General features: G+C 41.7%; 23 protein-coding genes, 1 tRNA gene, 1 pseudogene and 1 riboswitch. Of the genes and pseudogenes, 13 read left to right on the top strand and 12 right to left on the bottom strand.

The window, feature by feature from the left end:
- Positions 1-13: 13 nt before the first annotated feature.
- Positions 14-715 carry a hypothetical protein gene (locus A3775_RS10720; protein ID WP_066376012.1) on the bottom strand — a complete coding sequence of 234 codons (702 nt, stop codon included), beginning with the start codon at positions 713-715 and terminating at the stop codon, positions 14-16.
- 203 nt (positions 716-918) lie between these two features.
- Here A3775_RS10720 and A3775_RS10725 point away from each other — a divergent pair.
- Positions 919-991: transfer RNA gene (locus A3775_RS10725), tRNA-Ile, on the top strand.
- 64 nt (positions 992-1,055) lie between these two features.
- Here A3775_RS10725 and A3775_RS10730 read toward each other — a convergent pair.
- Positions 1,056-1,490 carry a hypothetical protein gene (locus A3775_RS10730; RefSeq protein WP_066376009.1) on the bottom strand — a complete coding sequence of 145 codons (435 nt, stop codon included), beginning with the start codon at positions 1,488-1,490 and terminating at the stop codon, positions 1,056-1,058.
- 101 nt (positions 1,491-1,591) lie between these two features.
- On the opposite strand from A3775_RS10730, the gene pyrE reads away from it, so the two are divergent.
- Positions 1,592-2,212, top strand: coding sequence for an orotate phosphoribosyltransferase (gene pyrE / locus A3775_RS10735; protein ID WP_066376007.1), 621 nt, complete (start codon positions 1,592-1,594; stop codon positions 2,210-2,212).
- 230 nt (positions 2,213-2,442) lie between these two features.
- Positions 2,443-2,673: a hypothetical protein gene (locus A3775_RS10740; protein ID WP_066424904.1), complete on the top strand. Its 231-nt coding sequence runs from the start codon at positions 2,443-2,445 to the stop codon at positions 2,671-2,673.
- Between the two features lie 252 nt (positions 2,674-2,925).
- Here A3775_RS10740 and A3775_RS10745 read toward each other — a convergent pair whose 3' ends face one another.
- Entirely contained in the window at positions 2,926-4,221 is a 1,296-nt protein-coding gene (locus A3775_RS10745; RefSeq protein WP_255363863.1) for an FAD-dependent oxidoreductase, read from the bottom strand.
- Positions 4,222-4,512: 291 nt separating this feature from the next.
- Positions 4,513-5,886: a phosphomethylpyrimidine synthase gene (gene thiC, locus A3775_RS10750; RefSeq protein WP_066424908.1), complete on the bottom strand. Its 1,374-nt coding sequence runs from the start codon at positions 5,884-5,886 to the stop codon at positions 4,513-4,515.
- Between the two features lie 7 nt (positions 5,887-5,893).
- Positions 5,894-5,990, bottom strand: a riboswitch (TPP riboswitch).
- A gap of 183 nt (positions 5,991-6,173) precedes the next feature.
- Here thiC and A3775_RS10755 point away from each other — a divergent pair.
- Entirely contained in the window at positions 6,174-6,806 is a 633-nt protein-coding gene (locus A3775_RS10755) for an rRNA large subunit pseudouridine synthase E (RefSeq protein WP_066424909.1), read from the top strand.
- 39 nt (positions 6,807-6,845) lie between these two features.
- Here A3775_RS10755 and A3775_RS10760 read toward each other — a convergent pair whose 3' ends face one another.
- A complete protein-coding gene (locus A3775_RS10760; RefSeq protein WP_066381041.1) occupies positions 6,846-7,736 on the bottom strand; it encodes an alpha/beta fold hydrolase in 891 nt (296 codons plus the stop codon).
- Positions 7,737-7,867: 131 nt separating this feature from the next.
- Here A3775_RS10760 and A3775_RS10765 point away from each other — a divergent pair, with 131 nt between their 5' ends.
- The 4 genes from A3775_RS10765 to A3775_RS10780 all read left to right on the top strand — a co-directional run bounded on the left by A3775_RS10765 (position 7,868) and on the right by A3775_RS10780 (position 11,216).
- Positions 7,868-8,563, top strand: coding sequence for a hypothetical protein (locus A3775_RS10765; protein WP_066424911.1), 696 nt, complete (start codon positions 7,868-7,870; stop codon positions 8,561-8,563).
- 100 nt (positions 8,564-8,663) lie between these two features.
- Positions 8,664-8,975 carry a carbon dioxide-concentrating mechanism protein CcmK gene (locus A3775_RS10770; RefSeq protein WP_066381045.1) on the top strand — a complete coding sequence of 104 codons (312 nt, stop codon included), beginning with the start codon at positions 8,664-8,666 and terminating at the stop codon, positions 8,973-8,975.
- 91 nt (positions 8,976-9,066) lie between these two features.
- Entirely contained in the window at positions 9,067-9,417 is a 351-nt protein-coding gene (locus tag A3775_RS10775) for a carbon dioxide-concentrating mechanism protein CcmK (RefSeq protein WP_066381047.1), read from the top strand.
- A gap of 623 nt (positions 9,418-10,040) precedes the next feature.
- Entirely contained in the window at positions 10,041-11,216 is a 1,176-nt protein-coding gene (locus A3775_RS10780) for a HetZ-related protein 2 (RefSeq protein ID WP_066424913.1), read from the top strand.
- Positions 11,217-11,417: 201 nt separating this feature from the next.
- On the opposite strand, the gene A3775_RS10785 is transcribed toward A3775_RS10780, so the two are convergent.
- Positions 11,418-13,616 (bottom strand): pentapeptide repeat-containing protein, encoded by a 2,199-nt coding sequence (locus A3775_RS10785; RefSeq protein WP_066424916.1) that lies wholly within the window; start codon positions 13,614-13,616, stop codon positions 11,418-11,420.
- Between the two features lie 172 nt (positions 13,617-13,788).
- Positions 13,789-14,112, bottom strand: coding sequence for a hypothetical protein (locus A3775_RS10790; protein ID WP_066381052.1), 324 nt, complete (start codon positions 14,110-14,112; stop codon positions 13,789-13,791).
- 508 nt (positions 14,113-14,620) lie between these two features.
- Between A3775_RS10790 and A3775_RS10795 the strand changes: the two genes are divergently transcribed.
- On the top strand, positions 14,621-15,061 hold the full coding sequence (locus A3775_RS10795) for a hypothetical protein (RefSeq protein WP_066381054.1): 441 nt from the start codon (positions 14,621-14,623) through the stop codon (positions 15,059-15,061).
- Positions 15,062-15,103: 42 nt separating this feature from the next.
- Here the strand turns inward: A3775_RS10795 and A3775_RS10800 are convergent, their stop codons facing one another.
- Together A3775_RS10800 and A3775_RS10805 are read right to left on the bottom strand one after the other, a co-directional pair.
- Positions 15,104-15,556, bottom strand: coding sequence for a hypothetical protein (locus A3775_RS10800; protein WP_066381056.1), 453 nt, complete (start codon positions 15,554-15,556; stop codon positions 15,104-15,106).
- 86 nt (positions 15,557-15,642) lie between these two features.
- Positions 15,643-16,125, bottom strand: coding sequence for an adenosine-specific kinase (locus tag A3775_RS10805; RefSeq protein WP_066381058.1), 483 nt, complete (start codon positions 16,123-16,125; stop codon positions 15,643-15,645).
- 126 nt (positions 16,126-16,251) lie between these two features.
- On the opposite strand from A3775_RS10805, the gene A3775_RS25245 reads away from it, so the two are divergent.
- A complete protein-coding gene (locus A3775_RS25245; RefSeq protein WP_255363862.1) occupies positions 16,252-16,380 on the top strand; it encodes a hypothetical protein in 129 nt (42 codons plus the stop codon).
- Between the two features lie 128 nt (positions 16,381-16,508).
- A complete protein-coding gene (locus A3775_RS10810) occupies positions 16,509-17,588 on the top strand; it encodes a potassium channel family protein (RefSeq protein WP_066381061.1) in 1,080 nt (359 codons plus the stop codon).
- 42 nt (positions 17,589-17,630) lie between these two features.
- Here the strand turns inward: A3775_RS10810 and pgmB are convergent, their stop codons facing one another.
- Entirely contained in the window at positions 17,631-20,594 is a 2,964-nt protein-coding gene (gene pgmB, locus A3775_RS10815) for a beta-phosphoglucomutase (protein ID WP_066424918.1), read from the bottom strand.
- Positions 20,595-20,735: 141 nt separating this feature from the next.
- A complete protein-coding gene (locus tag A3775_RS10820; protein ID WP_066424920.1) occupies positions 20,736-23,150 on the bottom strand; it encodes a sucrose synthase in 2,415 nt (804 codons plus the stop codon).
- Between the two features lie 711 nt (positions 23,151-23,861).
- Here A3775_RS10820 and A3775_RS10825 point away from each other — a divergent pair.
- Positions 23,862-24,161, top strand: coding sequence for a hypothetical protein (locus A3775_RS10825; protein WP_066381065.1), 300 nt, complete (start codon positions 23,862-23,864; stop codon positions 24,159-24,161).
- 133 nt (positions 24,162-24,294) lie between these two features.
- Complete coding sequence (locus A3775_RS10830) at positions 24,295-24,666, top strand: HetP family heterocyst commitment protein (protein WP_066381067.1); 372 nt, start codon at positions 24,295-24,297, stop codon at positions 24,664-24,666.
- Between the two features lie 326 nt (positions 24,667-24,992).
- Here A3775_RS10830 and A3775_RS24630 read toward each other — a convergent pair.
- A pseudogene (locus A3775_RS24630) lies at positions 24,993-25,310 on the bottom strand (hypothetical protein); the annotation flags it as partial.

Genomic DNA, 25,310 nt, shown 5'->3' on the forward strand with positions numbered 1-25,310 from the left:
TTGTCTCCCATCCCTACCGATCTACAGGAATATTTGCTACTTCTAGCTTCAGTTCTTGATTGGGATAATCTGTCAGCGCAAGGGAGACTTGTTTAACATCATCCAGTAAAGCTATAGGAATGCTGACAGTCCCAGAAAATGCCGGCCCATTGGCTGGTAATTCTGCTGGTAATCCCTCTGTACTAGCACTAAGGGTTCTACCTTTATCGTCAGTCACATCTAAGAAACTATACAAAAAGCGTACAGAATCAGTACCTTTGTTCTGCATTTTCACTCTCAGCAGTAAGTCGCCACCAGAGTAGCGAACTGATTGCACAGCCATAGTCACCCCTTCACTTTCAGCAGTGATCGGAAATCCTGGTTGCAGTTTTTCTGGCACTGCTTCTTCAGACTTACTCTCCTGCTTTTGCTTTTTGAAAGTAATTCCCTCCTCTTCTTCCTCTTGCTTGTCTGATTTAGCGGCTTTAGTTTTACCTTCAATACGTGCCTTGACAATTTTCAGGATTTCCTCTTCTTTTAAGAGTGTCACTGCTCCTGATTGTGCATTAGAGGATTTATTGCTGGTAAACTTGCTGGTAGGACGACCATCTGGCGTTGTCACACCTGTAAGAGCAGAACTGCCCAAATTAAATCCTAAGAACGCGCTCACCGAACCTGCGCCTAACATCAGGAATAACAAAACCAAAGTCAGAATTACAGTAGAGTTGATTTTCATTGCTGGCAAGCCATAGCACACGAATGCTGGTCTATATTAGCTGGAGTATATTAATGACGATAAAACTGGTTGCGTAAAACTTTAAAATAACTTAATTAAACATAGTATGCCCTATTCCATCAATAAATTGTGTAGTATGGAAAATGAGAAAATTGTTCCTGATGGTACACAAACCATAAATATAGGATACAATTAAAATCTAACCAGGGTTGGCCGAGCGGTTGAGGCAGCGAACTCATAATTCGCCCAAGGCAGGTTCAACTCCTGCACCCTGGATTTATCGGTGACGAAAAGACGCTCTGGGAGCGTCTACGCGTCCGTAATTAGAAAATTTGTGATTTTATCGACCTAGGGAACTGCCAAAGCGGAATTCTGTCCCAACCTTTAATTTATTGGCATTCAGCCGGGGGGACATAAGCAAGGATGTATCATAGGGATTGGGTAAATCGGGTGTGCGAAGATAAGGGTCATTCATTGCCTGTTGGGTAAGTACATCTCGATAGAGTGTGTTTACTAATTGAGCATCACGGGCAATCTCATTTTCTGGAAAGGAATTGCGTAATAGCGAACCAGAACCCAAAAATGAATCTAACTGACGCTGGGGTGTGGTATTGTCATAAAAGTTGCGGTCATAGCGAAAATAAGCACGTTCAAAAACATCACTTGTGCTTTCATAATTGGGTATTGGTGTTTCAGCATTGGCGATCGCCGGAAAAACAATACCTGTAGTTAACAGCACTAATAAACTACTGAAGCTCTTAAATTTGATACCCATCTTGTTTACTCCTCAATTTTTGGGTAAATCTTAACTTATGCTTAAGTTCAGAACTCTCATGAGTTCAACCTTTGGTGTAGCATAACTTTCACTGGTTTGTAATGACGTATTCTACTGAAACCCTTACCCAGTCAGATATTTGGGCGGCTAGTGTCGATATCACAACTCTGCGTCAAAAATTACTGGATTTATTTTGTCAACTCGCCTATCAAGAAGGTGATTTTGTCCTGTCTTCTGGACAACCGAGTTCTTACTATATTAATGGTAAGCAGGTAACACTCCATCCCCAAGGTGCTTTAGCGATCGGTCGTATTCTTTTATCTCTGTTACCTTCTGATACTCAAGCTGTAGCTGGTTTAACTCTGGGGGCTGATCCGATTGTGACAGCCGTGAGTGTAGTTTCTGCCTATGAAAATCAACCGATACCAGCCTTGATTATTCGCAAAGAAGCGAAAGGTCATGGAACTAAAGCTTATATTGAAGGGCCGAATTTACCTGAAGGTGCAAAAATTGTCGTGTTGGAAGATGTCGTCACCACTGGAAAATCTGCGATGAAAGCGGTGGAGCGACTCCGGGCGGCTGGTTATGTTGTGGAGGAGGTAATTTCGCTGGTAGACAGGAAACAAGGGGGAGCCGAGTTTTACCAGTCTGTGGGTTTAAGGTTTGAAGCGGTGTTTACAATTGAGGATATTCAACAAAGGTATCGGGAATTAGGTCAATAGTAATATGTAGGGTGCGTCAGACACATAAATTCTCAAGATAGCGAAAAATTATTCCTACTGACGCACCCTACTAACCCAATTAATAATTTTTTACAAAATTTACAATTTTTTTTGTTTCTTGATAGAAAATTAATCATATATTCCAGTATAAGCACGAATATACTTGTTAAATTATTTTTGATATTTTTTTAATTAAATTCGTCAAAACTGGTTAAATGAGGAATAATTAAATGTTAGATGATGCCAAAGCTTTAGGTACTATTGCAGCTACTGCTGGGGCAGCAGGTACGGCTTCAGTAACCGTAGCAACTATCACTTCTTCTGCACCTGGTATTTTAGGTGTATTAGGATTCACAACTACGACAGCTGTTACACTTCCGGTAGCAGGTGTGGTTGCAGCAGCAGGTTTAGTCGCTTACGGGATACACAAAGGTGTACAAGCTGCTAAATCAAATAAATAAAAGTTCAAGTTTAATTTAAAATTATTAATTTTTTGTGGGTGGGCATTTTGTTCACTCCTTATTATTAATAATAGACTTCTTAATCTGTTGCCAAGTCTTTTACATGGTATTGATCAAGATTATTCGGCTTGTATTAATCTAGCCCCAGGTTTTAACCTAGAGGCTATTAATTGCAGTAACGCACCGGATAAAAGATGGTGCGTTACGCGCTGCTTTAACGCACCCTACTCTCTGACAACAGTGTTGAGAATTCTACTTTATCATCAATAAAGATTGAATACGTTTCGCTTCTCTCAAACCGGAGAGAAAAGCACCATGTACGGTGGAGGGATACTTGCGGGATGTGGCTTCTCCCGCAAAAAATAGACGATGATTAATTGGTTCGGCTAAGGTGGTGCGATCGCTCCCTTTAGCACCTACAGGCATGGTAGAATATGAGCCGAAACAAAATGGATCACTAGCCCATTTAGTTGTCAAAATTACTTCTGGGTTTGGTATAGCATCACCATAAACCCTACGTAGTAATCTCATCACCCGTTGCTCAATTTCTGGCTCAGATAAAGTTTCTAGACTGCGGGCAAAACTACCACCAGTTAATGCTACTATTACAGGTGTGGAAATATATCGGCTTAAGTTGAAAAAATGGGAAAAATCAGGTTTTAAATCACTGACATATCCCACAATGTCATCATTTTCTAACCAGAATATTTCAGGAAATTTTAACACTACTTTATTTAAAACTCCCATACCTAAGCGATTGATAGCAGCCAGTTTATCGTCTGGTAGAGGAGGATAAAATTTTACTACACCAGATTTTAGCACTCCCAAGGGCAAGGTAATTAAAGCTATATCTGCTGTAAAATCAGCACGCTCAGTTTTTACTGACACACCTTGCTGATTATATTTAATTGCAATAACTTTTTGTGATAGTTGAATATCAATATCTTGAGCTAATTCCTGAATAATTTTATCGTAACCATTAACAACTAGATAATCACCACCACTAAACGTGTCATACTTTTCCCATTCCCACAGGGAGTAATCTATTAAGTCAGTGCCGTATTTTTCTTCCTGCAAAATCAGATACCATTGCAGCAGGTTTTTTTGAATGATTGGTAGTTCTATCGCTGATAAAATTCGATGTACAGCTTCAGCTAATGAGATATCTTCCTGTAAATCATTTCTCAGTAACTTAGCTTGCTCAATAATTTGTGCGTATAGTGAGTATAATTCGTTAAGCGTGGGTGCTGCTAAAAGTTGACCGTTGCTGTCGTAAAGTGTGATTTTTTCCAGGTTGGTGTATTGAAGAAGAACTTTATAGTCTTGGGCTAATTGTGTAATGGGATTGCCATTAATACCGTGAATCCACGAAGCACCTAAGTCTAATGGAAAACCCAAAGTGTAATCTGTATTGATTCTCCCACCGATGCGATCGCGACCTTCTAAAACTGTGACTGTAAACCCACTAGATTTTAATTGCCTAGCTGCGGCTAAACCAGCAATACCCGCACCGATAATCAAAATATTTGCCATGCTAAATCCTGTAATTTCAGGTAATTCTTAAGGAAAGCATGGTAAACACTGGCATTTACAGCGATTTTCAGGTAATACAGTTCAGTTAACGCTACAAGAATAAAGTTTGTCAAGTAAAAACCAGTTTGTAGTAAGGACTTTAGTCCTTATTTTCTCAGGACTAAAGTCCTTACTACAAACCAGCCTTGCTAATACTATATTTTCTTAACTCAACTGTATTGGATGATCAGGTTAATGAACCACAAAAGAAAGTTTTAAAACTTGTAGAGACGTTGCATACAACGTCTCTACATTGTGGTCTAATTACTAACTTTGTGCTACAGCTTCTTTCGCCAAGAACTTCTCTAGCTCAGTCAGCGCATCAGCATCAACTTTAGTCTGCATAGGACAGAACTTAGGCCCGCACATAGAGCAGAACTCAGCAGTTTTGTAAATATCTGCTGGTAAAGTTTCATCATGGTATTCTTTGGCTCTTTCAGGGTCGAGTGCTAACTCAAACTGACGATTCCAATCGAAATTATAACGGGCGTGGGAGAGTTCATCGTCTCTGTCTCTTGCGCCTGGGCGATGTCTGGCAATATCCGCAGCATGGGCGGCTATCTTGTATGCAATCAAACCATTACGAACATCTTCGGCGTTGGGTAGTCCTAAATGTTCTTTGGGTGTGACATAGCATAACATAGCTGTACCATACCAGCCAGCCATCGCCGCCCCAATTGCGGATGTGATGTGGTCATAACCAGGCGCGATGTCTGTCACCAATGGGCCTAGCACATAGAAGGGTGCTTCAGAACACTCTTCCATTTGCTTTTTAACGTTGAACTCAATTTGATCCATTGGGACGTGTCCAGGCCCTTCTACCATCACCTGCACATCATGTTCCCAAGCTTTGCGGGTGAGTTGACCGAGGGTTTTGAGTTCGGCTAATTGGGCAGCATCAGAAGCATCATGAGTACAGCCAGGGCGGAGAGAATCCCCTAAACTAAAGGAGACATCATACTTCTTGAAAATTTCGATAATGTCGCGGAAGTGGGTGTACAGGGGGTTTTGCTTGTGATGATGCAGCATCCACCGCGCCAAAATACCACCACCACGGGATACAATACCGGTAATGCGGCTTCTGACTAAGGGTAAATGCTCAATCAAAATTCCTGCGTGGATGGTTTGATAGTCTACCCCTTGCTGGGCTTGTTTTTCGATGACATGAAGAAAGTCGTCGGGGGTGAGGTTTTCGATTTTACCGTGAACGCCTTCTAAAGCTTGGTAAACTGGTACTGTGCCAATGGGAACGGGTGAGGCGTTGATGATAGCGGTACGAATTTCATCTAAGTTACCGCCACCTGTGGACAAGTCCATGACGGTATCAGCACCATATTTTACCGCTAGGTTGAGTTTGTCTACTTCTTCTTGCAGGTTAGAAGAGTTGGGTGAAGCACCGATGTTAGCATTGACTTTACACTTAGAGGCGATGCCAATACACATTGGCTCTAGGTTGGTGTGATTGATGTTAGCAGGGATAATCATTCGCCCCCGTGCTACTTCCTCACGGATGAGATCAGCCGGTAGATTTTCTCTGTCGGCGACGTAGTGCATTTCTTCGGTGATGACACCCTGACGTGCGTAGTGCATTTGAGTTACATTGCTCTGTCCACGCCGTTTAGCAACCCATTCTTTCCGCATATTAAATTCCCTCGATAGACAGCTTCCCTTCGCTGGTATTATCCAGACTCAGGTGTTAAGGGTGTAATCTCAGCCTGTTAGTGCAAGCACCCCTAGCATGAATGTAGATTTTACCACTTTGTTTAGGGTTCGGGGCAAGGGGTTAACAATTTATGATGAGGGGGATGAGGGGGATGAGGGGGATGAGGGAGATGAGGGAGATGAGGAGCAAAGAAGAAAAACTAATGACTAATGACTAATGACTAATGACCAATGACCAATGACTAATGACTAATGACTAATGACCAATGACTAATGACTATAGATACATTATTTTTCACAAACCTTACGGTGTTCTGAGCCAATTTACTCAGGAAACTCCTAAGCATCAAACGCTGAAGGATTATATTGATGTCCCTGATGTTTATGCTGTGGGGCGTTTGGATTGGGATAGTGAAGGGTTATTGTTATTAACTAATAATGGCAGATTGCAGCATCGTTTGACTGACCCGCGCTTTGGACATGAGAGGACTTACTGGGTACAGGTGGAACGGATACCTGATGTGGAGGCTATCAATAAGTTACAAACTGGGGTAGATATTCAAGATTATCGCACGCGACCTGCACAGGTGCGTTTATTACCGGAAGATCCGCCTGTGTGCGATCGCAACCCACCAATTAGATTTCGGAAAAATATCCCGACAGCTTGGTTAGAATTGACTCTAACAGAAGGTAAGAACCGTCAAGTACGGCGCATGACTGCTGCTGTGGGGTTTCCAACTTTGCGCTTAATCAGAGTTAGTATTGCTCATTTACGTTTGGATGGTTTAGCTTTGGGTGAATGGCGTAACTTGACTACTTCTGAAATTAAGTTGCTACATACTCCACCTTCCCCAGTAGGAAGACGCAAAACTCAACCGGGATGGGCTAAACAGCGTTAAAGTTTGTAGTAAGGACTTTAGTCCTTACCTAAAAACCACCTATTCCCTACCAAATTCGATGATATGTTCAGCAGTGATTTTGGGCTGTTCTAAATGGGGAACATGACCAGAGTTAGCAATCCAAATTAGTTTACTGTGAGGTATGGCACGCTTAAATCTTTTACCGTCTTCAGTGCCTAAAATTTTGTCAGCATCACCCCATAAAATTAAAGTAGGTTGCTGAATTTCTGCCAGTTTCTTAAATCTAAATGCACTGTAACCGCCACTTTTAGTAAAAGCAATTAAAGCTTGTGACCAATTTACCATCTCTAGATGTAACGCAGCACAGTATAAAGCGTCAACAGAGGCGAAACTGGGGTCTTTGTAAGCACTGCGAGCAATGCGATCGCGTACTTTCAAACTCCGTAAAAATCCGGTCGCCCAAGTATCAAGCGGTGGAAACATGAATTTTGTTAACGGTGAACCACCCTTTAACCCTGCACTATCAATTAACACCAGCTTTTCTACGGCTTCTGGGTAAGTCAGGGTAAAATCAATCGCTGCTGCACCTCCCATTGATGCACCCACCAAAATCACTGGTTGATTAATTAGGGTTTTCCAAAAATGATATAGATGGGTTTTAATGGCTGTGGGGCTAAATGCAATACCTGAGAGTCTATCTGTAAATCCAAAACCTAATAAATCTACTGCCCAAGTTTCGTTTTCTTGCGCTAACAATGGCAATAGCCGCCGGAATTCTAACACAGAACTGTCAAAGCCGTGAATTAATAAGATTGGTGTACCACCACTACCTTGATTTACATAGCTGGTGGTAATAGATTGATTATCTAAAGGAGTAGCGATCGCCTGAGTTTGAATCCTTTGAGCTAAAGCGATAGAAGTAGGTTCTGTGAGTTGGTTAACCGTAGCGGGGAGAAAACTGGGAAACATGGTCATTAGTCATTAGTCATTAGTCATTAGTCATTAGTCCATAGTCGATAGTCCATAGTCAATACACTCGCTTGCTGGTGTGCGTAAGTCTTGGCAATTTTGGGGATATATCCACAGGAATTAAAATACTTATGTTTAAGGCTATGACGCGATTATTTGGTTCTCGTTTGTGGCGAGAGTGGACTTTCATCACTTTGGCAGGTTTTTTAGTAGGTGGGATTTTGGGTGTAATTGGGGGGTTTGTGGGACTCCCTCTCATCGGCTACTTACTGACGATAGTAGTTAGAGGATGTCAAGGTCAAGGCGCGATCGCTTGTATGATTATCGGTGCAGCATTAGGCGCAGCATTAGGTTTAGGACTGTCTGTCGGTACTGCACAGTGGTTCATTCTCCGGCGCATTGTCCCCCGTTCCCAATGGTGGATTTTGGCATCGGCTTTAGGATGGTGTGGCATTGCCTTCACTTTGACTGTTATGCTCTACACAGCCACATCTGCACCTGGTTCACCGGATTTTGGTCAACCGTTTTGGATAAGATTACCCGCAGCTTGGGGAGCGATCGCCCAAGTGACATTAGCAGGTGCGCTCATGGGATTATTTCAATGGCTCATTCTGCGTGCAACTGTGCGACAATCATTTTGGTGGATTCCCGCCAATGCTTGTATTATGCTACTAGCAGCATTGGGTGTGTTTATCCTGGGGTATAATATCGGCGGTTTGCCCGGTATGGGCGGATTTATAGTCAGTTTTTCGCCAATTTATGCCTTGTTCAGTGGTAGCGTCCTAAATTGGTTAGTACAGCACAGCAGAAATCAAACAGCCAGCTAAAGTTTAAAATTTCCCACACAGAAAAGTCTTCCCATTGTCAAAATTGGGACAAACCCTCGTAAAATTAATATTACTTATTATTGACTTAGGAGCTGATGCCATGCCAATGGCGGTTGGCGTAATTGAAACTTTGGGTTTTCCGGCTGTGTTGGCAGCAGCCGATGCAATGGTAAAATCTGCCGCAGTTACACTCGTGTATTATGGTCAAGCGGAAAGCGCGCGCTTGTTAGTTGCTGTCAGGGGACAAGTAGCAGAAGTGAAAACAGCAGTTGCAGCTGGTATAGAAGCTGGTGAACAAGCTCATGGTGGTGAAGTCATCACCCATTACATAGTTCCCAATCCCCCGGAAAACGTGGAAGATATCTTACCAATCCACTTTACGCAAAAGTCTGAGCCTTTCCGTATCTTCTAAACAATTTCGCCATCAAAATTTGTAACGAAGCTGCGTACAATTAACTGGCATACCCTTTACCTCATACTTTTATTCATACAGGAGATTACTAATGTCATTACAGGCAGTTGGAGCTTTAGAAACTAAGGGTTTTCCTGCTGTATTAGCCGCAGCAGACGCAATGGTTAAAGCTGGTCGAGTTACCCTGGTCGGTTATATTAGGGTAGGTAGCGCGCGTTTTACAGTGAATATTCGTGGAGATGTGTCAGAAGTTAAGACTGCGATGGCAGCCGGTGTGGAAGCAGCGCAAAATGTTCATGGTGGTACTCTAGAATCTTGGGTAATTATTCCCCGTCCCCACGAAAACGTCGAAGCTGTACTACCAATTGGCTACACCGAAGCAGTCGAGCAGTATCGTAATTCTGTGGAAAATCCTATAGTCCGGTCATCTAACGGACGGTAATATTGATAACTAGATTTTAAGGTAAGTAGTCAATATTACTGATGGCTACTGCCTTGAGTTTTTGGTAGGGTAGGCGATCGCCCGTTTATTGCTTTTATTAGTACCCTCATGGGTACTTTTAACTTTTTATGATAGTTTCTTAAATTAACCTTATATTTTATTGTATTTCACAGCTAAAAGGTTGCACCGATAGACTAAGCCTGATACTGTACTAACAAGCAAAATTATAAAATTACCTCATTTTCAAACTAAAGTCGGTAAGTTGAAACTTACAGGACAAAAACAGCGTCTTAATGAAGGTAAATTCTATTATCTTCTAGCGATAAATGCAGAATGGCATTTTTCTCAGCCTTGTTTGCGGTACAGCCGTAATCAATTTTTTTGTCTTTCGCAAAAGTTTAGTATACAAAAATTTAACTAGGTTTCAGGATAGGTAAATCTCCCACATACCGTGATTTTCGGTAGTGAGAGCCGAGAAATTAATCAATTGCTGAGTAAATTCTTGCATAAAGTTAGTCAATAAAGACGTAATAACAATGTAATCGCTGAGAAGTCTTCATGAAAATGATGGACTGACGGACACCTGCTAGCTAATCACTGGAGTGCGACAAAAGGGGGTTGTGATGCAAACTTTAAGACAGGGTTTCGAGGAGCGCAATCTCGCTATGGTAACGGAAGCAGAAAAACTAGGGCAATATTGGCGCAACCGGCTAGCTGCGGAATGTCCAGAACACAGTGTAGCAGTCAGGGAAAGTATTATTCTCTGGCTTTTGGGTCGTGATGTAGAAAGGTTTGATCTGCTCAACCCCAACGAACTCGCGATCGCTAAACAAGCGATGGAATATCGTTGGAAAATTTTAACTCAACGTTACTTAGGAGTAGGACGAGAAAGGGCTTATCGTCACTTAATCACTCGCTTAGGCAGTTTAGTCACATTACGCTATAAGATTCAAACGTGGATTTCTTTGAGTCGCGATCGCCAGCGTAGTGTGATGGATGTGTTGCAAGAGGTATTGCAGGAACTGCTGCAAACTGATAACTATATGCAGCAACAAATGGCTTATATCGCGGAAATTACAGAAGAAGCAAGACTAAAAGATACATTGCTCTTGGCGACAACAGAAGAGTATTGTTTGCGCCCAGTCCGTAATCAACCATTGATAGCATATCGGTTTGTGAATTACCTGCGGCGATCGCAACGTGGAGGATTAACCCAAGTACCCAGCAGCGACTTAGTACGGCTAGTTTCCGAAGAAGTGTTAACCGATGACAACGATAATCGAGTTAACTTAGCAGATAATCAGGCGATCGCAGAATATCAAGAAGCACAGCAATTAGAAGAACAGCAGCTACTACGGCAAACAGTACAGCAAGAGTTCGCCAATTATTTACAGGAAAATCTCGGAAGCGAAGCAGTAGAATGGTTAGAACTTTACCTGCAAGGTAAAACACAAGATGAAATTGCTAAAAAATTAAATAAACCAATTAAAGAAGTTTACCGACTGCGAGAAAAAATCAGCTATCATGCAGTGCGAGTATTTGCCCTCAAAGATAAACCAGAACTCGTAGATAATTGGCTGTCAATTTCCTTGCAAGAAAATAACTTGGGGTTAACACCAAACCAATGGCAGCAACTTTATCAAAAATTAACCCCCAAGGGACAGCAAATCTTAGATTTAAGAAAAACTGGGGACTCAATAGAAGCAATAGCCGAAAAATTGGGAATCAAACCCCATCAGGTGATGGGTGAATGGACGAAAGTTTATTTGGCTGCTCAAGCTATCAGAACCCAAAGTTAACTTTTCTAGGGGGAGAAGAGGAAGCGGAGGAAGCGGGGGGAGCGGAGGGAGCAGAGGGAGTTATACCAATTCGCAATTCGATCAGGAACATTTTTCTCCAAAAACTCTTTAATTTTGAATTTTGTAGGCTTGCCTTCCCGTAGGGTATTTTGAATTTTGAATTTTGAATTGATTTGTCCCCAGTCCCCAGTCCCCATGTTTTTAGGGACAACGGGGATGAATACCGCCTTGAGTGCAAATGTAAGCCAGTTGTCTTGCGTCTAAGTTTTTGGCTTGAGAAAAATCAACACCTTTCACAACCGCAGATACCGCGCCTAAGTCTGGAGTTTGCACAAATTGATCGGATGGATCTTGTCTGCTAGGAGTGATAATAGCCCCTTGGAAATCTGCCCCGGCTACATTCGCCCCTCGTAAATCAACCAGACTCAAGTCGGCATTCTGGAAGTTAGCATTTTCTAACTTGGCAGAGCGCAAAATTGCACCTGTAAGCCGAGTCGCGCTCAAGTTAGCATTACTGAGATTCGCCCGTTCTAAATCTGCTCCTGATAAGTCGGAAGCTTGCCAATCGGTTTTAGTTAAGTTAGCAAAAGATAACTGAGTACCGATAGCAATTACACGACCGAGACGCGCACCATATAAATTAGCATCTTTTAATTTAGCGTCTCCTAAGTCTGCCCCTGTCAGGCTGGCATTTTCTAAAACTGCGCCCCGCAAATCAGCACCAACTAACTGTGCGCTACTCAGATTAGCACCAACTAACCTGGCATTAGCTAAACTAGCTCTGTTCAGGGTAGCCCCGCTTAAATCACTACGCACCATCAGCACCCGACTGAGGTTAGCATCAGTGAAATTAGCTTTTTTCATTTGAGCTTGGGTGAAGTCAGCAACGACATCATCGTAAGTATCCCAGCGTCCATCTTCCCCAGGACTACGGAAACGACTACCTTTAAAAGTGGCTTGATTGAGATTGGCTAATTTAAATCTAATTCCTGATAAATCAACGTTTTCCAGTACCAAGTTGAAAAAGGAACTACCAGGAGTCCCACTTTGACCTAATTGGGTACGACTGAGATCCAAACCTTGGGTTTGACCACTATAAACGCTGAGAATTTTGTTAATTGTCTGCTGGTTGATGTGTAGCCGTTGTTGTCGCACTGGCATTTCTGGTGATGTGCTGCTAACGGCTTCTAACTCAGCAGTTAAGAACTGATTTTTATTTTTTAATTCGGTAAGTGCTGAAGTCCCAACACTGGTGAGAGCCTGTTGAATAGTATTTAATAGGATGGGGTTTGTTTCATTGATCATCAAATCCGCTAAGAACTGAATAGACTGGGAATCATTCAGACTGCCCATCGCTAAAATTATACTTTGGCGTTCTTCAACGGTCGCCCCAGAGTTAGGGCTTAATTGTTTGACGAGTGCCAAAAACTGTTGACTATTGATTTTTTGAGATTCCCGTTGACTCTGTTGCGTCTGGATATAAACCTGAGTACCAATTAAAGTGGCTAAGACCGCAGTCATGCTAGTTAGAGCTACCCCAAACAACGTCAGGCTGGGGTTTTGCTGCATTCGCCGCCACAGGGATGTTAAATTATTGTTGTCGGTGGCGATGGGAGCACCTTGTGGAGTGTAACCCATAGCCATTGTTGCTGTGCCTAGATTTTGATTGCCCACTGGTGCAGAAGTCTGATTACCCATAGCAGAGTCAGCCCGGAAACTATCCACCACCTCAGCCGACGCAACCGGACTACGGGCATCAATTACGTAAGTACCAGCTAGCCAATCGTGTAAAGCTTTTCGCCCCCGCTTTGATGGTAAAGCTAAACCTTCACCGATGATCATTAACACAGCTAAAGATGTGAATAATCCTAAGTTGGGAAAAGCGAAGCTATACCGCCAGAGAATATAGGCGATAGACATAGGCACAGTTAAGCGACCAATACCTTCACGCACAACCACAGCCGCTAACCCTGGCGGTGTACCTTCTTCATTCACCACCCGCACCCCAAACCAACGCTTAGGTAGTGTACTACCTGTTTTTGCCAGTAAATATAATTGCCACCAAGACAGGGCGGTAGGTGCGAATAAAGCTAATGTCCATAAAAAATTGGTCGGCCATGCCACATTACGAATACCATAGTTCGTAGGTAAAGCCAAAGGACGAGCGATCGCTCTTTCTGTGACTACCAGCATAGGATTGAGTGGTACTCGATTGAGATCGCTTCTAGAATTAGCATACATACCCAAACCGAGGGGAACTAACCCACTGGTAGCCAACAGTGCCATTTCTGTCACCCAAGCAGCAAACCGCCTGGTTGATAATTGCCGTAAACTGGCTGTATTGGGCTTTTTTGGTTGGCTGGAAGGATTATGATTTTTTTTAACAATTGGGGTGGCCATTAGATAATTTTTCCTTTGACTTTACTTTTGTACCGTTGTCGGCGTGTTTAACATAGACTGATTTGCCAGCGTGCTATCAGCGTAGCGGGGCTTCAGCCTGTGCTGAGTTATGAACAAAAAACTCTCTTTTATTCCCTAGCCCCTAGCCCTAGCCCCTAAACCCTAATAATGGCTATTTATTGTGCGAATTGCCAGATACAAAAAATTTGTATCCAAGATACACTAATCCAGCTAACAGTGCCAGACTTAGAGCAGATACAAGCAGTTTTAATACCATCTGCACTATCGACAACCCCAATAACGCCGCCACGCCCAAAAACACTAGCTTATTCGTCCCCGACAAGCCATTAAACCAAAGTTGCCATCGTTTCCAGTTGAGCCAACTCAACAGAGAAGTCTGTTTTGACTCTGATACTGGTGATTTTGATTGATAGTTCACCTCAGCCTCTAGTTGTTGGAGGCGACGTTGTAAGTCTTCTTCTGATTGAGGATTCATAAATTGTGTGACTTCAGCAAAGACACTGGTTAAATAACAAGCCTACCAACATATCATCAGGACTCATGCCGGATAATGCGATTGTGTCTCGGCATTAGTCATCATGTTGTTGGTGCTTTTGTCTGTGATTTTAACCAATTGCTTGGTGTGCAATCTCTTAGCCTTTACAGCAGATTTGGGGTAAATGAGGTACAAATTTTAGGAACAAAGCTTTATGCTAAGAGACTTTCAAACCTGTTCCCTGTTCCCTGTTCCCTGCTGTAAGTATAATTAACTATTTTCTCATAGCTTTTTCTAACTCAAGTTCAATAAATGAGAAAATTAATCTAACTTAAGCCCATATATTTAATTTATCTCTGACTACTCTTAATTTAGTCCTTGTGTTGATTTTGATTGTTTATATTGATAATAATTCACTCATTTGAGAAAAATTTATACCAGAAATTAAGGAACAAAGCTAATTGAGCTACGTCTATTTACTCGTGGTGGTGTGTGTGGTTGAGTATATATGAAGACTTTTAATTTAGGACTAAATGTTCCCGCTTTAGCAATTAGTTTGGTACTGACAGAAACTGTGGTGGCTCAAACACCTGTGATTCAGGTTAGCCGCAACTTACCCTCAGATCCACTCATCTTAAATGGTACATCTGAGAAAACTGTTCCTAGCAATTGTGGTAATGTTCCGACTGCACCGAATCAAGTCATTGAGGTTACTCAGTCAATACCATATCTACGTGTCACCGCACAAAGCCCAGGAAAGCCAACATTATTGATTGATGGCCCTGGAGGGCGTTTTTGTGTGTTATCTGATAGTTCTCCTGATAGTTTGCCAGAATTATCTGGACATTGGCAGGCTGGTAAATACTCGGTATCTGTAGGTAATTTGACCGAACAACAGTATAACTATACGATTTTGATTTCACAGCAGAAAAAGCAAAGCACTAAGTAGTTTGTGAACTTCTTTGGCAAAGAGAGGTTAGAGGTGAGGATTTTAACGCTGAGTTGTTAATGGTTCTGAGAAGCTGTTGTTAGTTCTTCGGGGTGCTTTCATCCATTGGTAGGCGACAAGATTTAATAATAAACCAATCAAAAACAATAGCAGCATTAAGGTGATTTGATACCAGATCACCTGCGGCAGCAGCAAGTCTAAAACTAAATGACTTAAGTTCAGGACTGTATAAAACACCGTCAGAGCAAAGTGAATTACTCGATAGCGTCTCGCATCGGTGAAAGCAGTGGCAATTATTGCTAGCATCGGCAGGACAAAAAAGCCCAACATTAACCACATAATGCCTGATATTTCATCGAGTGAGTTAGCTTTTTCCGATTCAATTACACTCAAGCCGTGGAAAATTGGCATCAAAGCCAATTGGGTATGAAACAGGGTTCCTAACAGAAATACTATCCAGAGAGCAATGATTTTTTCCTGATAATTATTAGACATATTCTTTGCATAACTCCTGTGGCGATCGCCTGAATCATCATTGGTACTAATTGGTATGATTTTTAGTGACCAATGCAAGTTAATATTTATAACTTATAACCAATCCGCCGCAGCAAAGTATGGCGTGCGTTAACATCTTCTGTATCTTCAATTCCCTTGGGTGAAAAACCATCAATTACACCAAGAATACCTCTACCTTGCTCGGTTTCCGCCACAATTACCTGGACAGGATTAGCCGTTGCACAATAAATTGTACAGACTTCTGGACATTGCTTAATGGCATTGAGGAAGTTGATAGGATAGGCTTGTTGGAGTAAAATCACAAAACTATGACCAGCACCGACAGATTGAGCGTTTTTTGTGGCGATTTCTTGTAAAGATAAATCATTCCCAGCCAACCTAATTAGACAATCTCCTGAAGCTTCACAAAAAGCGATACCAAACTTGACTTGTGAGGATATCCCCACCATAATCTCATAGAGGTCTTCCACTGTTTTAATAAAGTGGGTTTGCCCTAAAATCAGGTTACAATTTTCAGGTATTTCTAGGTTAACAGTTTGAAGTTCCATTGACCTGCCTCTGCCATTAAGAATATAACTGCTCTCAGTTTAAAAAAGTAAGTTGAAGATTTTGTGAGGAATTGGGGATTAATTCCAAATTATCTGCATTGAGAATCGGGTAGCAGTCAAAAAATTATGACTCAGCACATATATATCTATCCTGAGACTGATATGCTCAACATACCCAATTCAGAAGATGTTTTGGTATTGCTGAATGGAAAATGGGGACTGGGAATTGAGCAAAATAGATTTGCTTGTGCATAGCTGGATTGAGATACGATTAAGACTGTTTGAAAATACTAAACTTCTTGTCTGATTCTGCTGACCCTATTTATACCTTGATTCAGTAATGCGGATATTTCCTAGTAGCCTGTTGTTAACTCGCGGAACAGATGGATTTCTTAGCAAAGTTGATCGGCGTTGGGATAATCATTTTAGACCTCGCAGACATCTATTTAACCGTATTATTTCCTAGTATGGAAAGTAGTATTCTTGGTTCGTCACTAAGTAAAGCAATATGGTATCTATTTCGTTTAGTTGCACGAATAATTCCATGCAAAAAAGAAAAAGTGCTATCTCATAGCGGCCCGTCATTTATGGTGGCAACTATAGCAATATGGCTGTCTTTATTGTTATGCGGCTTTGCTTTAATTTATTGGACTGAGTTGGGTTCAGGTATTCAATCTAGTAGCGGTAAAACTCCAACTGATTTTATCACGGCAATTTACTACAGTGGCTATTCATTGACTACTTTGGGTACAGGCGACTTGGTACCAAAAACAAATAGTCAAAGGTTGTTAATGATTCTAGAGGCTGCTATCGGCTTTTCTATTTTTACTTTATCGATTACCTACCTGTTATCAGTTTACAGCGCACTAATTAGGCGCAAAACTTTTGCTTTGAGTTTGCATTATCGGACTGCTGGAACAGCAGACGCTACAGAAATTTTGATCAGGTTGGCAGTCAGCCCCGACACTGTGCAGGCAGATGTTAATCAAATGGCTAGTAATTTGATCAACCTGCTGGAATCACAACATTCTTATTCGGCAATAATTTATTTTCGTTCTCTACAACCTTATTATGCTTTACCACGAATCTTATTTGTGTTGTTAGACACAGCCACGCTAATTAAAAGCGCATTGAATATCAATAAATATTGTTCACTGATAGATTCTACCGCCGTAGCAGAATTATGGGGTGGTGGAATGCAAATGCTGTTAGAACTTTCTCGATCATTTGTCTCACATAGGTATTCCAACATCAACGCAGAGCTAGAGCAGGTATGGCGACAACGTTACTATTGTGCTATCGAAAAGCTGAGAGCAGAAGGCATAGAAACGAGGAGAGATTTAGAGGCTGGTGCTAACTTGTATATTTGTCTGCGTCAACAGTGGTACGGTTATATAGCAGAACTTGCGGATTATACGGAATTTGATTGGAGTGAAGTAGCTCCCTTAGAAACTCGGAAATAGCTTCAATACACAAGGTAGAAGGCAAAAAGTTGTCAAGAATCACTATTTCCGACTACTGGCAAGACTATTGAGTTGAGTGTGTAAATCTGCCCACCTGACTCCTGCTAGGTTGGGGAGAACTATATGGGCTGCTCCCACCCGTTCCTCTGGGCCGATGCCTATTGTCCACATTCCACCGGCTAAGGCAGCTTCCACACCTGCGGCGGCATCTTCTACCACTACACATTGGGCTGGTTCTAAGTCTAATTGCTTGGCGGCGTAGAGAAATAAATCGGGTGCTGGTTTAGGTTTTTTGACGCTATAACCATCTGCGATCGCATCTATTTTGTCAGCAATACCCAATTTTTCGATGACTGTGTGAGCATTTTTACTAGCTGAACCGATGGCAATTTTAATCCCAGCTTGCCGTAATTCATCTAAAAGTGGCTCGGCTCCTGGCAACAAATCCTGGGGTGTGATATTTTGAATCATTTCAACGTAGTAGTTATTTTTACGCTCCATCATTTCTAAGATTTGCTCTTCTGAATATTCCCTTTCTCCCAGAATCAGCATCAGGGAAGCACGGCGAGATATACCCCGCAAGGCTTCGTTTGCCTCTCGGCTAAAAGGTATGTCCTCCTCATCTGCCAGTTTTTGCCATGCTAAATAATGGTACTCGGCTGTATCTGTTAATACACCATCTAAGTCAAAGATAAATCCTTGGATGGGTGACTGGCGATGAGGGACTAGGGATTGGGGACTAGGGATTGGGGACTGGCGATTAGGTAATAGTTCTTCTGCCCTGTTCCATTGTTCCACTACTTGCTCATCTCCCGTCAAATCGAATTCATACCACTGACCGCGCCAGTTTAACTGAAACTTCAGGCGTAACCAACCAGGGGGTAGGTGTGGGTGGGCTACAGGGCCATTGTCTGTAAATTGGATACCACCAAAACCAAAAACGACAGCTTGCCAGATACCACCTGCACTAGCACCGTGAATACCATCTCTGGTGTTACCACGACTATCTTCTAAATCCACCATCAAGGCTTGCATAAATCTTTCATAAGCTGTGTCTAGTTTGCCTAAGTCGGCGGCTATGATGGCGTGAATGGCTGGCCCCAAGGATGAACCATAGGTAATATCGGTGAGGGGTGCGTAGTAGTCCCAATTGCTGGCTAATGCTGTTTGGTTGTAGGGAAAATCTGCTGATAGCTGCATCAGGTACAGCAGCATTAAGACATCGGGTTGCTTAAGAACTTGAGTGTGGTTAGTTTCCTCATGTCCCAAGATACCTTGTATTGATTGCCGCCGTGGTTCGTAGCTTGCTAAGTTAATGTCTTTTAATTGAAAAAAGCCCTCAAACTGTTCAATTAGTCCGGTTGTGGAATCGTAGAGAATCCAAATTTTGTCGCTAATTTCTTGCCATTGCGTTTGTATTTTGGGGGAAAGTTGTAGCTGAGTTTCGAGTTTGGCGGCTGTTTCTGGGAAAGTTTGATGTAACCAGTGGTAAACTTTCAGGGCTTTTTCTAGATGCCATTGCACCAGCCGATTAGTAAAGGTGTTATTGTGAACTAACTCGTGATACTCATCTGCTCCAATCACATCACGAATTTCATATCTGTCAGCATGAGGATTATATTCAACTCGGCTAGCCCAGAAAATCGCCGTATCTAAGACAATCTCTGCACCATAATCACGCATCCATTCGTCATCATTGGTGGCTTGCCAATAGTGCCAAACAGCGTAAGCAATATCTGCACTGTTATGAATTTCGCGATCGCGGCACCAAATCCGCACATCTTGGCCATAATAATCATAGGGTAGTGACCAACGCGGTGTCACTTCATCGCCTGTTACAGCACTTTCCCAAGGATACATCGCGCCTTTAAACCCGTAATGGTCGGCTTTGCGTCGCGCCCCATCTAATGTGTGATAGCGGTAACTGAGTAAGTTTCTGGCTAGGGTTGGTTGATTAAAAATGAAAAAAGGCAAGATAAAAATTTCTGTATCCCAAAAGATATGACCGCGATAACCAAACCCAGAAAGGGTTTTAGCGGGAATACTCACCTTTTCATCGTGGGGTGAGGCGGCAATTAGTAACTGAAACAGGTTGTAGCGCACACCAAAAGCCGCTTGACTATCTCCTTCGATTACTATGTCGCTTTGTTGCCAAACTTGCTCCCAAGCTTGGGCGTTAGCTGTGAGTAAGGTATCGTAGTTTGGCAGTTGTGAGAGTTTTTCTTTGGCGGCATTGACTGGTGTATTTATCTCTCGTGATGTAAACACTGTCACTAAATTATCTATAATCACGGTTTGCCCAGAAGTCGCTACAAAGGAGGTGCTTAAGGTGGGATAACCCGGTACAGTGTTAACTTGTAAGGAAGCTTCTGTTCCCGATATGATCATTTTCGCCGCCATGCCAATTTCAATGCGGGAACTACGGGTACGGCTGTGTAGCCAAATACCTTGATCAGTTTTACCTTGGTCTATTCCTTCCCAATGATTGAAACCTTGGTTTTCCGCATAGCCGTTGATGCTAGCCTGAATTTCAATCTCTGCCTGACAATTGTAGGGTGTGATCTGACAGCGTTGTGCTAGTACGTGTTCATCTGCTAAACTGGCGAAGCGTTCCCAGTAGATATCAATAGTTTTGCCGCTAGGACTGCGCCAACGCACGAAACGAGATAAAAGACCTTGACGCAAATCTAGCTGTCGTTGATATTGTAATACTTCACCTTGATTGAGACGGAAGCGATCGCCATCAATTGTTACTATCACCGGTAGCCAGTCAGGACAGTTAGCCAGTTCGGTGTACACTACAGGCACATCATCATAAACACCATGAATAAAAGTTCCCGGTGTGCCATTGGGATAACCTTCTTCAAAACTACCCCTTGTTCCTAAGTAGCCGTTACCTATGGTAAACACCGTTTCTCTAGACTGCAATTGCTCAGGATGAAACTGAGTTTCAATTAACATCCAGTCTTTATAGATAAAATCACGAGAGGAACTGGTGGTATTCATAGCCGATAACTAGGGAATGGGGACTGTTGACTAGGAAGCAGGGGCAGATGAGGGAGTAGGGGCAGATGAGGGAGTGGGGGGAGAAAAACTAATGACTAATGACTAATGACTAATGACTAATGACTAATGACTAATGACTAATTATCTCTGCATCTGTTTGGCTAAAATCTTTTCGGCTCTGGGTTTATAAAGAAGATGAAACAAAGCCTCCATATAGCGATCCCTAGCTTCATTATTTTCTGGCATGACAAAATTCCAAAAACTAAAAATTTTAGCAAGAGACAATAAATTATTAGTATGGGAATGCCAGTTATACTTATTATGAATTCGCTGATTCATCCATTCAGAAACTTTATCCCAATGTTCGGGATGTGCATCACATTTTTCTAGGAATGCCACAATTTTATGGGCAGTACCTTCTAAATCTGTCGGATTAATATTAAATCCATTTTCGTGGTCTTCAATAACTTCTAAAGAGCCACCAAATTTAGTTGCAAAAGTAGGTAAACCGGAAATCATCGCTTCTAAAATGCTGCGTCCCAAGGCTTCAAACCGAGCAAAATGGACATAAATTCCGCGACAATCTGCCACTACTCGGTAAGCTTCGCCAACTTCACGGTTGTTTAGGCGTATCCCTAACCAACGTATTTTGTTGTGGAGTCCATACTGATTAATTAGGTCATGCAGTTTGTGAATTTCTCCGGCTTCTTCTGGGTTGGTATGCTCAGAAATATGCAGCTTACTGGTTAATAAAATCAGATTGCAATGCTCTTGTAAAGCTGGACTTTTAGCAAAGCATTCCGCTAAACCAGCAAGATTTTTAATGGAAGTAATAGGAGCAACTGCAAATATTGGTCTTTTATTGGGATTTTCTAAATAACCCAAAATGTTAGTATCTTCGTGGTTAAATAGTAGGTCGTAGACTTGTTGACGTAGGTTGGGGTCTCTGTCTTGGGTTTGTCTACAGGAAAAGAAGATACTTTCATTAACTCCCGGCGGTACTAAGTTAAATTTTGGACTAAATAAATCAATGCCATCTACCACATGATATAAATTCGGCATGGTAAAGCATTTGTAAGATTCGTATTGTCCTATAGATTCGGGTGTACCAACAATTTCTTGATAGGAAGAGGTGATAATAAAATCAGCCGCATTCATGCTAATCAAGTCGGCGGTAAATTGTGCCGAAAAGTGATACTGTTCCTCTAATTCTTGCCAATGCAAGTTACTAAAGAGATATTTTGGTTTTTCTAAAGAGTGGGCAATGTTACAATGGATAACTTTGAGACGACGGGAAAGCAGAAAGGCGACTAAGTTACCATCGCTGTAGTTACCTACAATTAAATTTGGTTTGCCGTGAAATTGTGCTAGTAATTCTGTTTCTGCGTCTAGGGCAAATGATTCTAGATAAGGCCAAATATCAAATTTAGATATCCAATTATCGGTAATTTCTGGATTAAATTGACCAAAGGGAACACGCAAAATCCAGGCGTTTTCTGTACCATTTACTTTTTCCACACGCAGGTTACAGAATGTGCCTTCGCAGTTAGGAATGAGGCGGGTGAGGATAATGACATGAGGTTGAATATTAAGTAAATCAAGCCCTGCTAGTTTAATATCTTCCTGTAATTTGTTTTCTAAATTGCGTGCTTGTTCCAAGACATAAATTACTTGCCCTAGGGTTTCATCACGCCCCAAGACACCTTCTTGTGCTACCCAACCGTGGATAGAAACCAAGACGACACGAAAGATAGCGGGAACACGAGAGACAAATGCTTCCAGGATGGCGGGTTGGGGGCTATCAATCAGATGTTCTAGAAGTTCTAGAGTTTCGAGGATGCGGTGGGCGGTGTTACCCCAACCTGGTTCAAAACCGAGTTCTTGTAAGTCAAAGCGAAATTTGGCGTAAGGTTCGTCAGGGTGACGCTGATGCAGAAATTTGATTGCTTGCTGGACTTGTTTGGCTAACTGAGTACCGGAAGAAATGCGATCATTTAGTAGTAGGCGCATTCCATCGTGTTGTAGTGCTTGTAAGGCTAAATATAATCTCTCAAACCAATATTGGGGATCATTCTCTAGTTGATTGCATAGAAAATGGTTGAGGAAGGCTAACCCTTGACCGATGTTGCGGGGATCGCTGATACTGGGGGATGCTTTGTAAAATGGGCTTAAGTCAATTTCTAGGATGTTAGGTTGATAGGCATTGACTAGGCGATCGCTCACATCCAAAAACGCTTGAGGTGACATCAATTCAAACTGGGTAAACTCTGATGTCACTCGCCAAACTTCTTGGCTAGCAATTTTCGCACGCACTACAAACCATGTACTCTCCTCCTCCAGAATTATTTCGTGGGTGCGGTGCAGTAATTTACTCAGTGCCGAAGAGTGATAAAAATATGTAGGTTTTTGCGTTTGGTGACAATATTGAGAAAAAGCTTGTAAAATCTCGTTACTGAGCAAGTAACATTTACCATTAGCTTTTAATGCAAACATAAACTGACGCAGAGCCGTTTTCTCTTCGTTGTCAGTCAAAATAGTTTGATGTAGTTCCCGCATGGCGAATCTCAGAACTTTAGTCAGGTCATGACCTCATTGTTCTCTCCTCACTCATTTAATTTGTGCAATGCTGCTTTAGAGGTGCATTCCCTTTAACCTCTGTATGGTAGATAATCTTTGTTCCATTGACTTCTAGCTTGGGGATGAAGTGATGGTATGGGGGATTGGGTATTGGGTATTGGGGGCTAGGTATAGGATTTTCTTCCTCTACTCCCTTGCCTCCTCTGCCTCTCCTGCTTCTGCTTCCTCATGCAAAAAATGCCAATTTGGCTGATATTTTTGTCAAAAAATTGTATTCTGTAATTTAAGCAACTGTTTTATAAAGAATTTTCTTATTTCAAAAATTTATATCAAGTTGAAAAAAGCTTATGAGATACCAGATTTTAGACGCTAAACCTCAAAATTATTACTGTCAGAACATAAAGTTTCTATTAAGTAAATAATCAATTAAAACACGAAATTAAAATAATTCATATTGCAGAATTATTATATATTTAACTAAACTCTGCATTAACTGGATTACCTGTTATAAATTGTTGTAAACCAAGGCAGTGTTTGCTTAAAAAAAGATTCACAAACTTAAGATTTTTCTAGTTGGGCAATTGCAAGTTAGTTAGTTATCGATTTAAAAAACAAAATCATTGGAGCTAAAACTGAATATCTCGCTTGTCAGGTTAATTGTAAACAGCGAATTCAAAATTTTCAGCTTCCATGAAACTACAATTTCAAACTCTATTTCAGCATCTTCAAAACTATTCAGACATAGCCTCTAATATAGAGGTTGGCTTTGCTAGTTTTGCAATTTTCGAGCCGGGTACATATACAGAGAAAGCTAAAACCCGTTTAGCAATCAATTACGCAGATATCAAACCTCTAGAGGGGATAATTGCGGAAAATTGCCCTAAAATTCACACTCATCAAGTAGCGATCGCACAAAGTCAAGAAAGAGCTAATATCAGCCAAACGCTGCGCTCACAATTAACAGCAGGTGCTACGGCTCAAAAGCAGTGATGACAAAGGCTGAAAGCTTTAATAGCACAAGGCGCACTATTGCCAGTTTACCATTGCGCCTGTAGATGCTGTAGTTTGATCAAAGAAATTAGTTACTAAATCTCAATTTAGATAAATTACATTCGAGATGACTATGAACCACCAGTTTCATTCTTCTCAGCAAAGTTTTCAAAATGCAATTACTATTGAGCAATTGAATCAGATAATTGCAGCCATTACTGATGGTAGATATTCTTGGGCTTGTGTCTTAATTTTACGTTTTGTTGGTTACAATCCTCTTCATTTTATTCCCCAGAGAACCTATAGCCGTTTAATGAAAGAAAATCGTCAAGTTCCCAATGTAACTGTATCTGCTAATAGTGACAATCCAGAGAATCTCAAATCCTCATCACAAGCTGCTAATTCTCATCACAACAATTCTAGCCAACAGGTAAAACATCAAGTTAGAAATTCGTCGAGAAGTTTAGAGCCAAAGATAGCAGAACTTTATCGGCAGCAAAGCTAGAGTATATTACTTTCACAAGTTAGAAAAATTTGGGGTGGGATTTGGAGAAATTTCCGTAAGAATTCAGCACCCAGGAGTCAGAATTCAGAATGAATCAGGGTTTAGGAATATTATCTTATTCATCAAATATGAGCATTTGAACTATTCTGAATCCTGAATTCTGACTCCTGAATCCTGACAAATTTCCTAGTATCTAACCCCGAATTGGCAGATAATTAATATAACTGATCAGTAGCTCAACTTAAAAAAACGTCATACCCAGATACCCGACTTCTCAAAGAAGTCGGGCATCTATCCCATCATCATTTTATCTTTAATTTTGATGATTAGTTGTTTGGAGAATTAGAGCTTTGCGGTTGCTGTCTATTTTCACGCAAATCTTGTAGTTTGCGTATGAGTTCTTGACTAGATTCTAGTGAAGAAGATAACTGATCTTTGTCGGTTGTAGATTCAGATGATGGTTTTGCGCTGGTTGTTGGCGTTGGTTTTGCAGATGGTTGAACAGTTGTTGTTGGTGTTGTTCTTAAAGATGGTTTAGCAGTTGCGGCTGGTGTGGGTGTGGGTGCGGGTGTGGGTTGATTTTTATTGACTTGCGGTACTGCTGGAGGTTTAGCAGTTGCGGCTGGTGTGGGGATGGGTGCGGG

This window comes from Anabaena sp. 4-3 (genome assembly GCF_001597745.1).
Taxonomy (GTDB): domain Bacteria; phylum Cyanobacteriota; class Cyanobacteriia; order Cyanobacteriales; family Nostocaceae; genus Trichormus.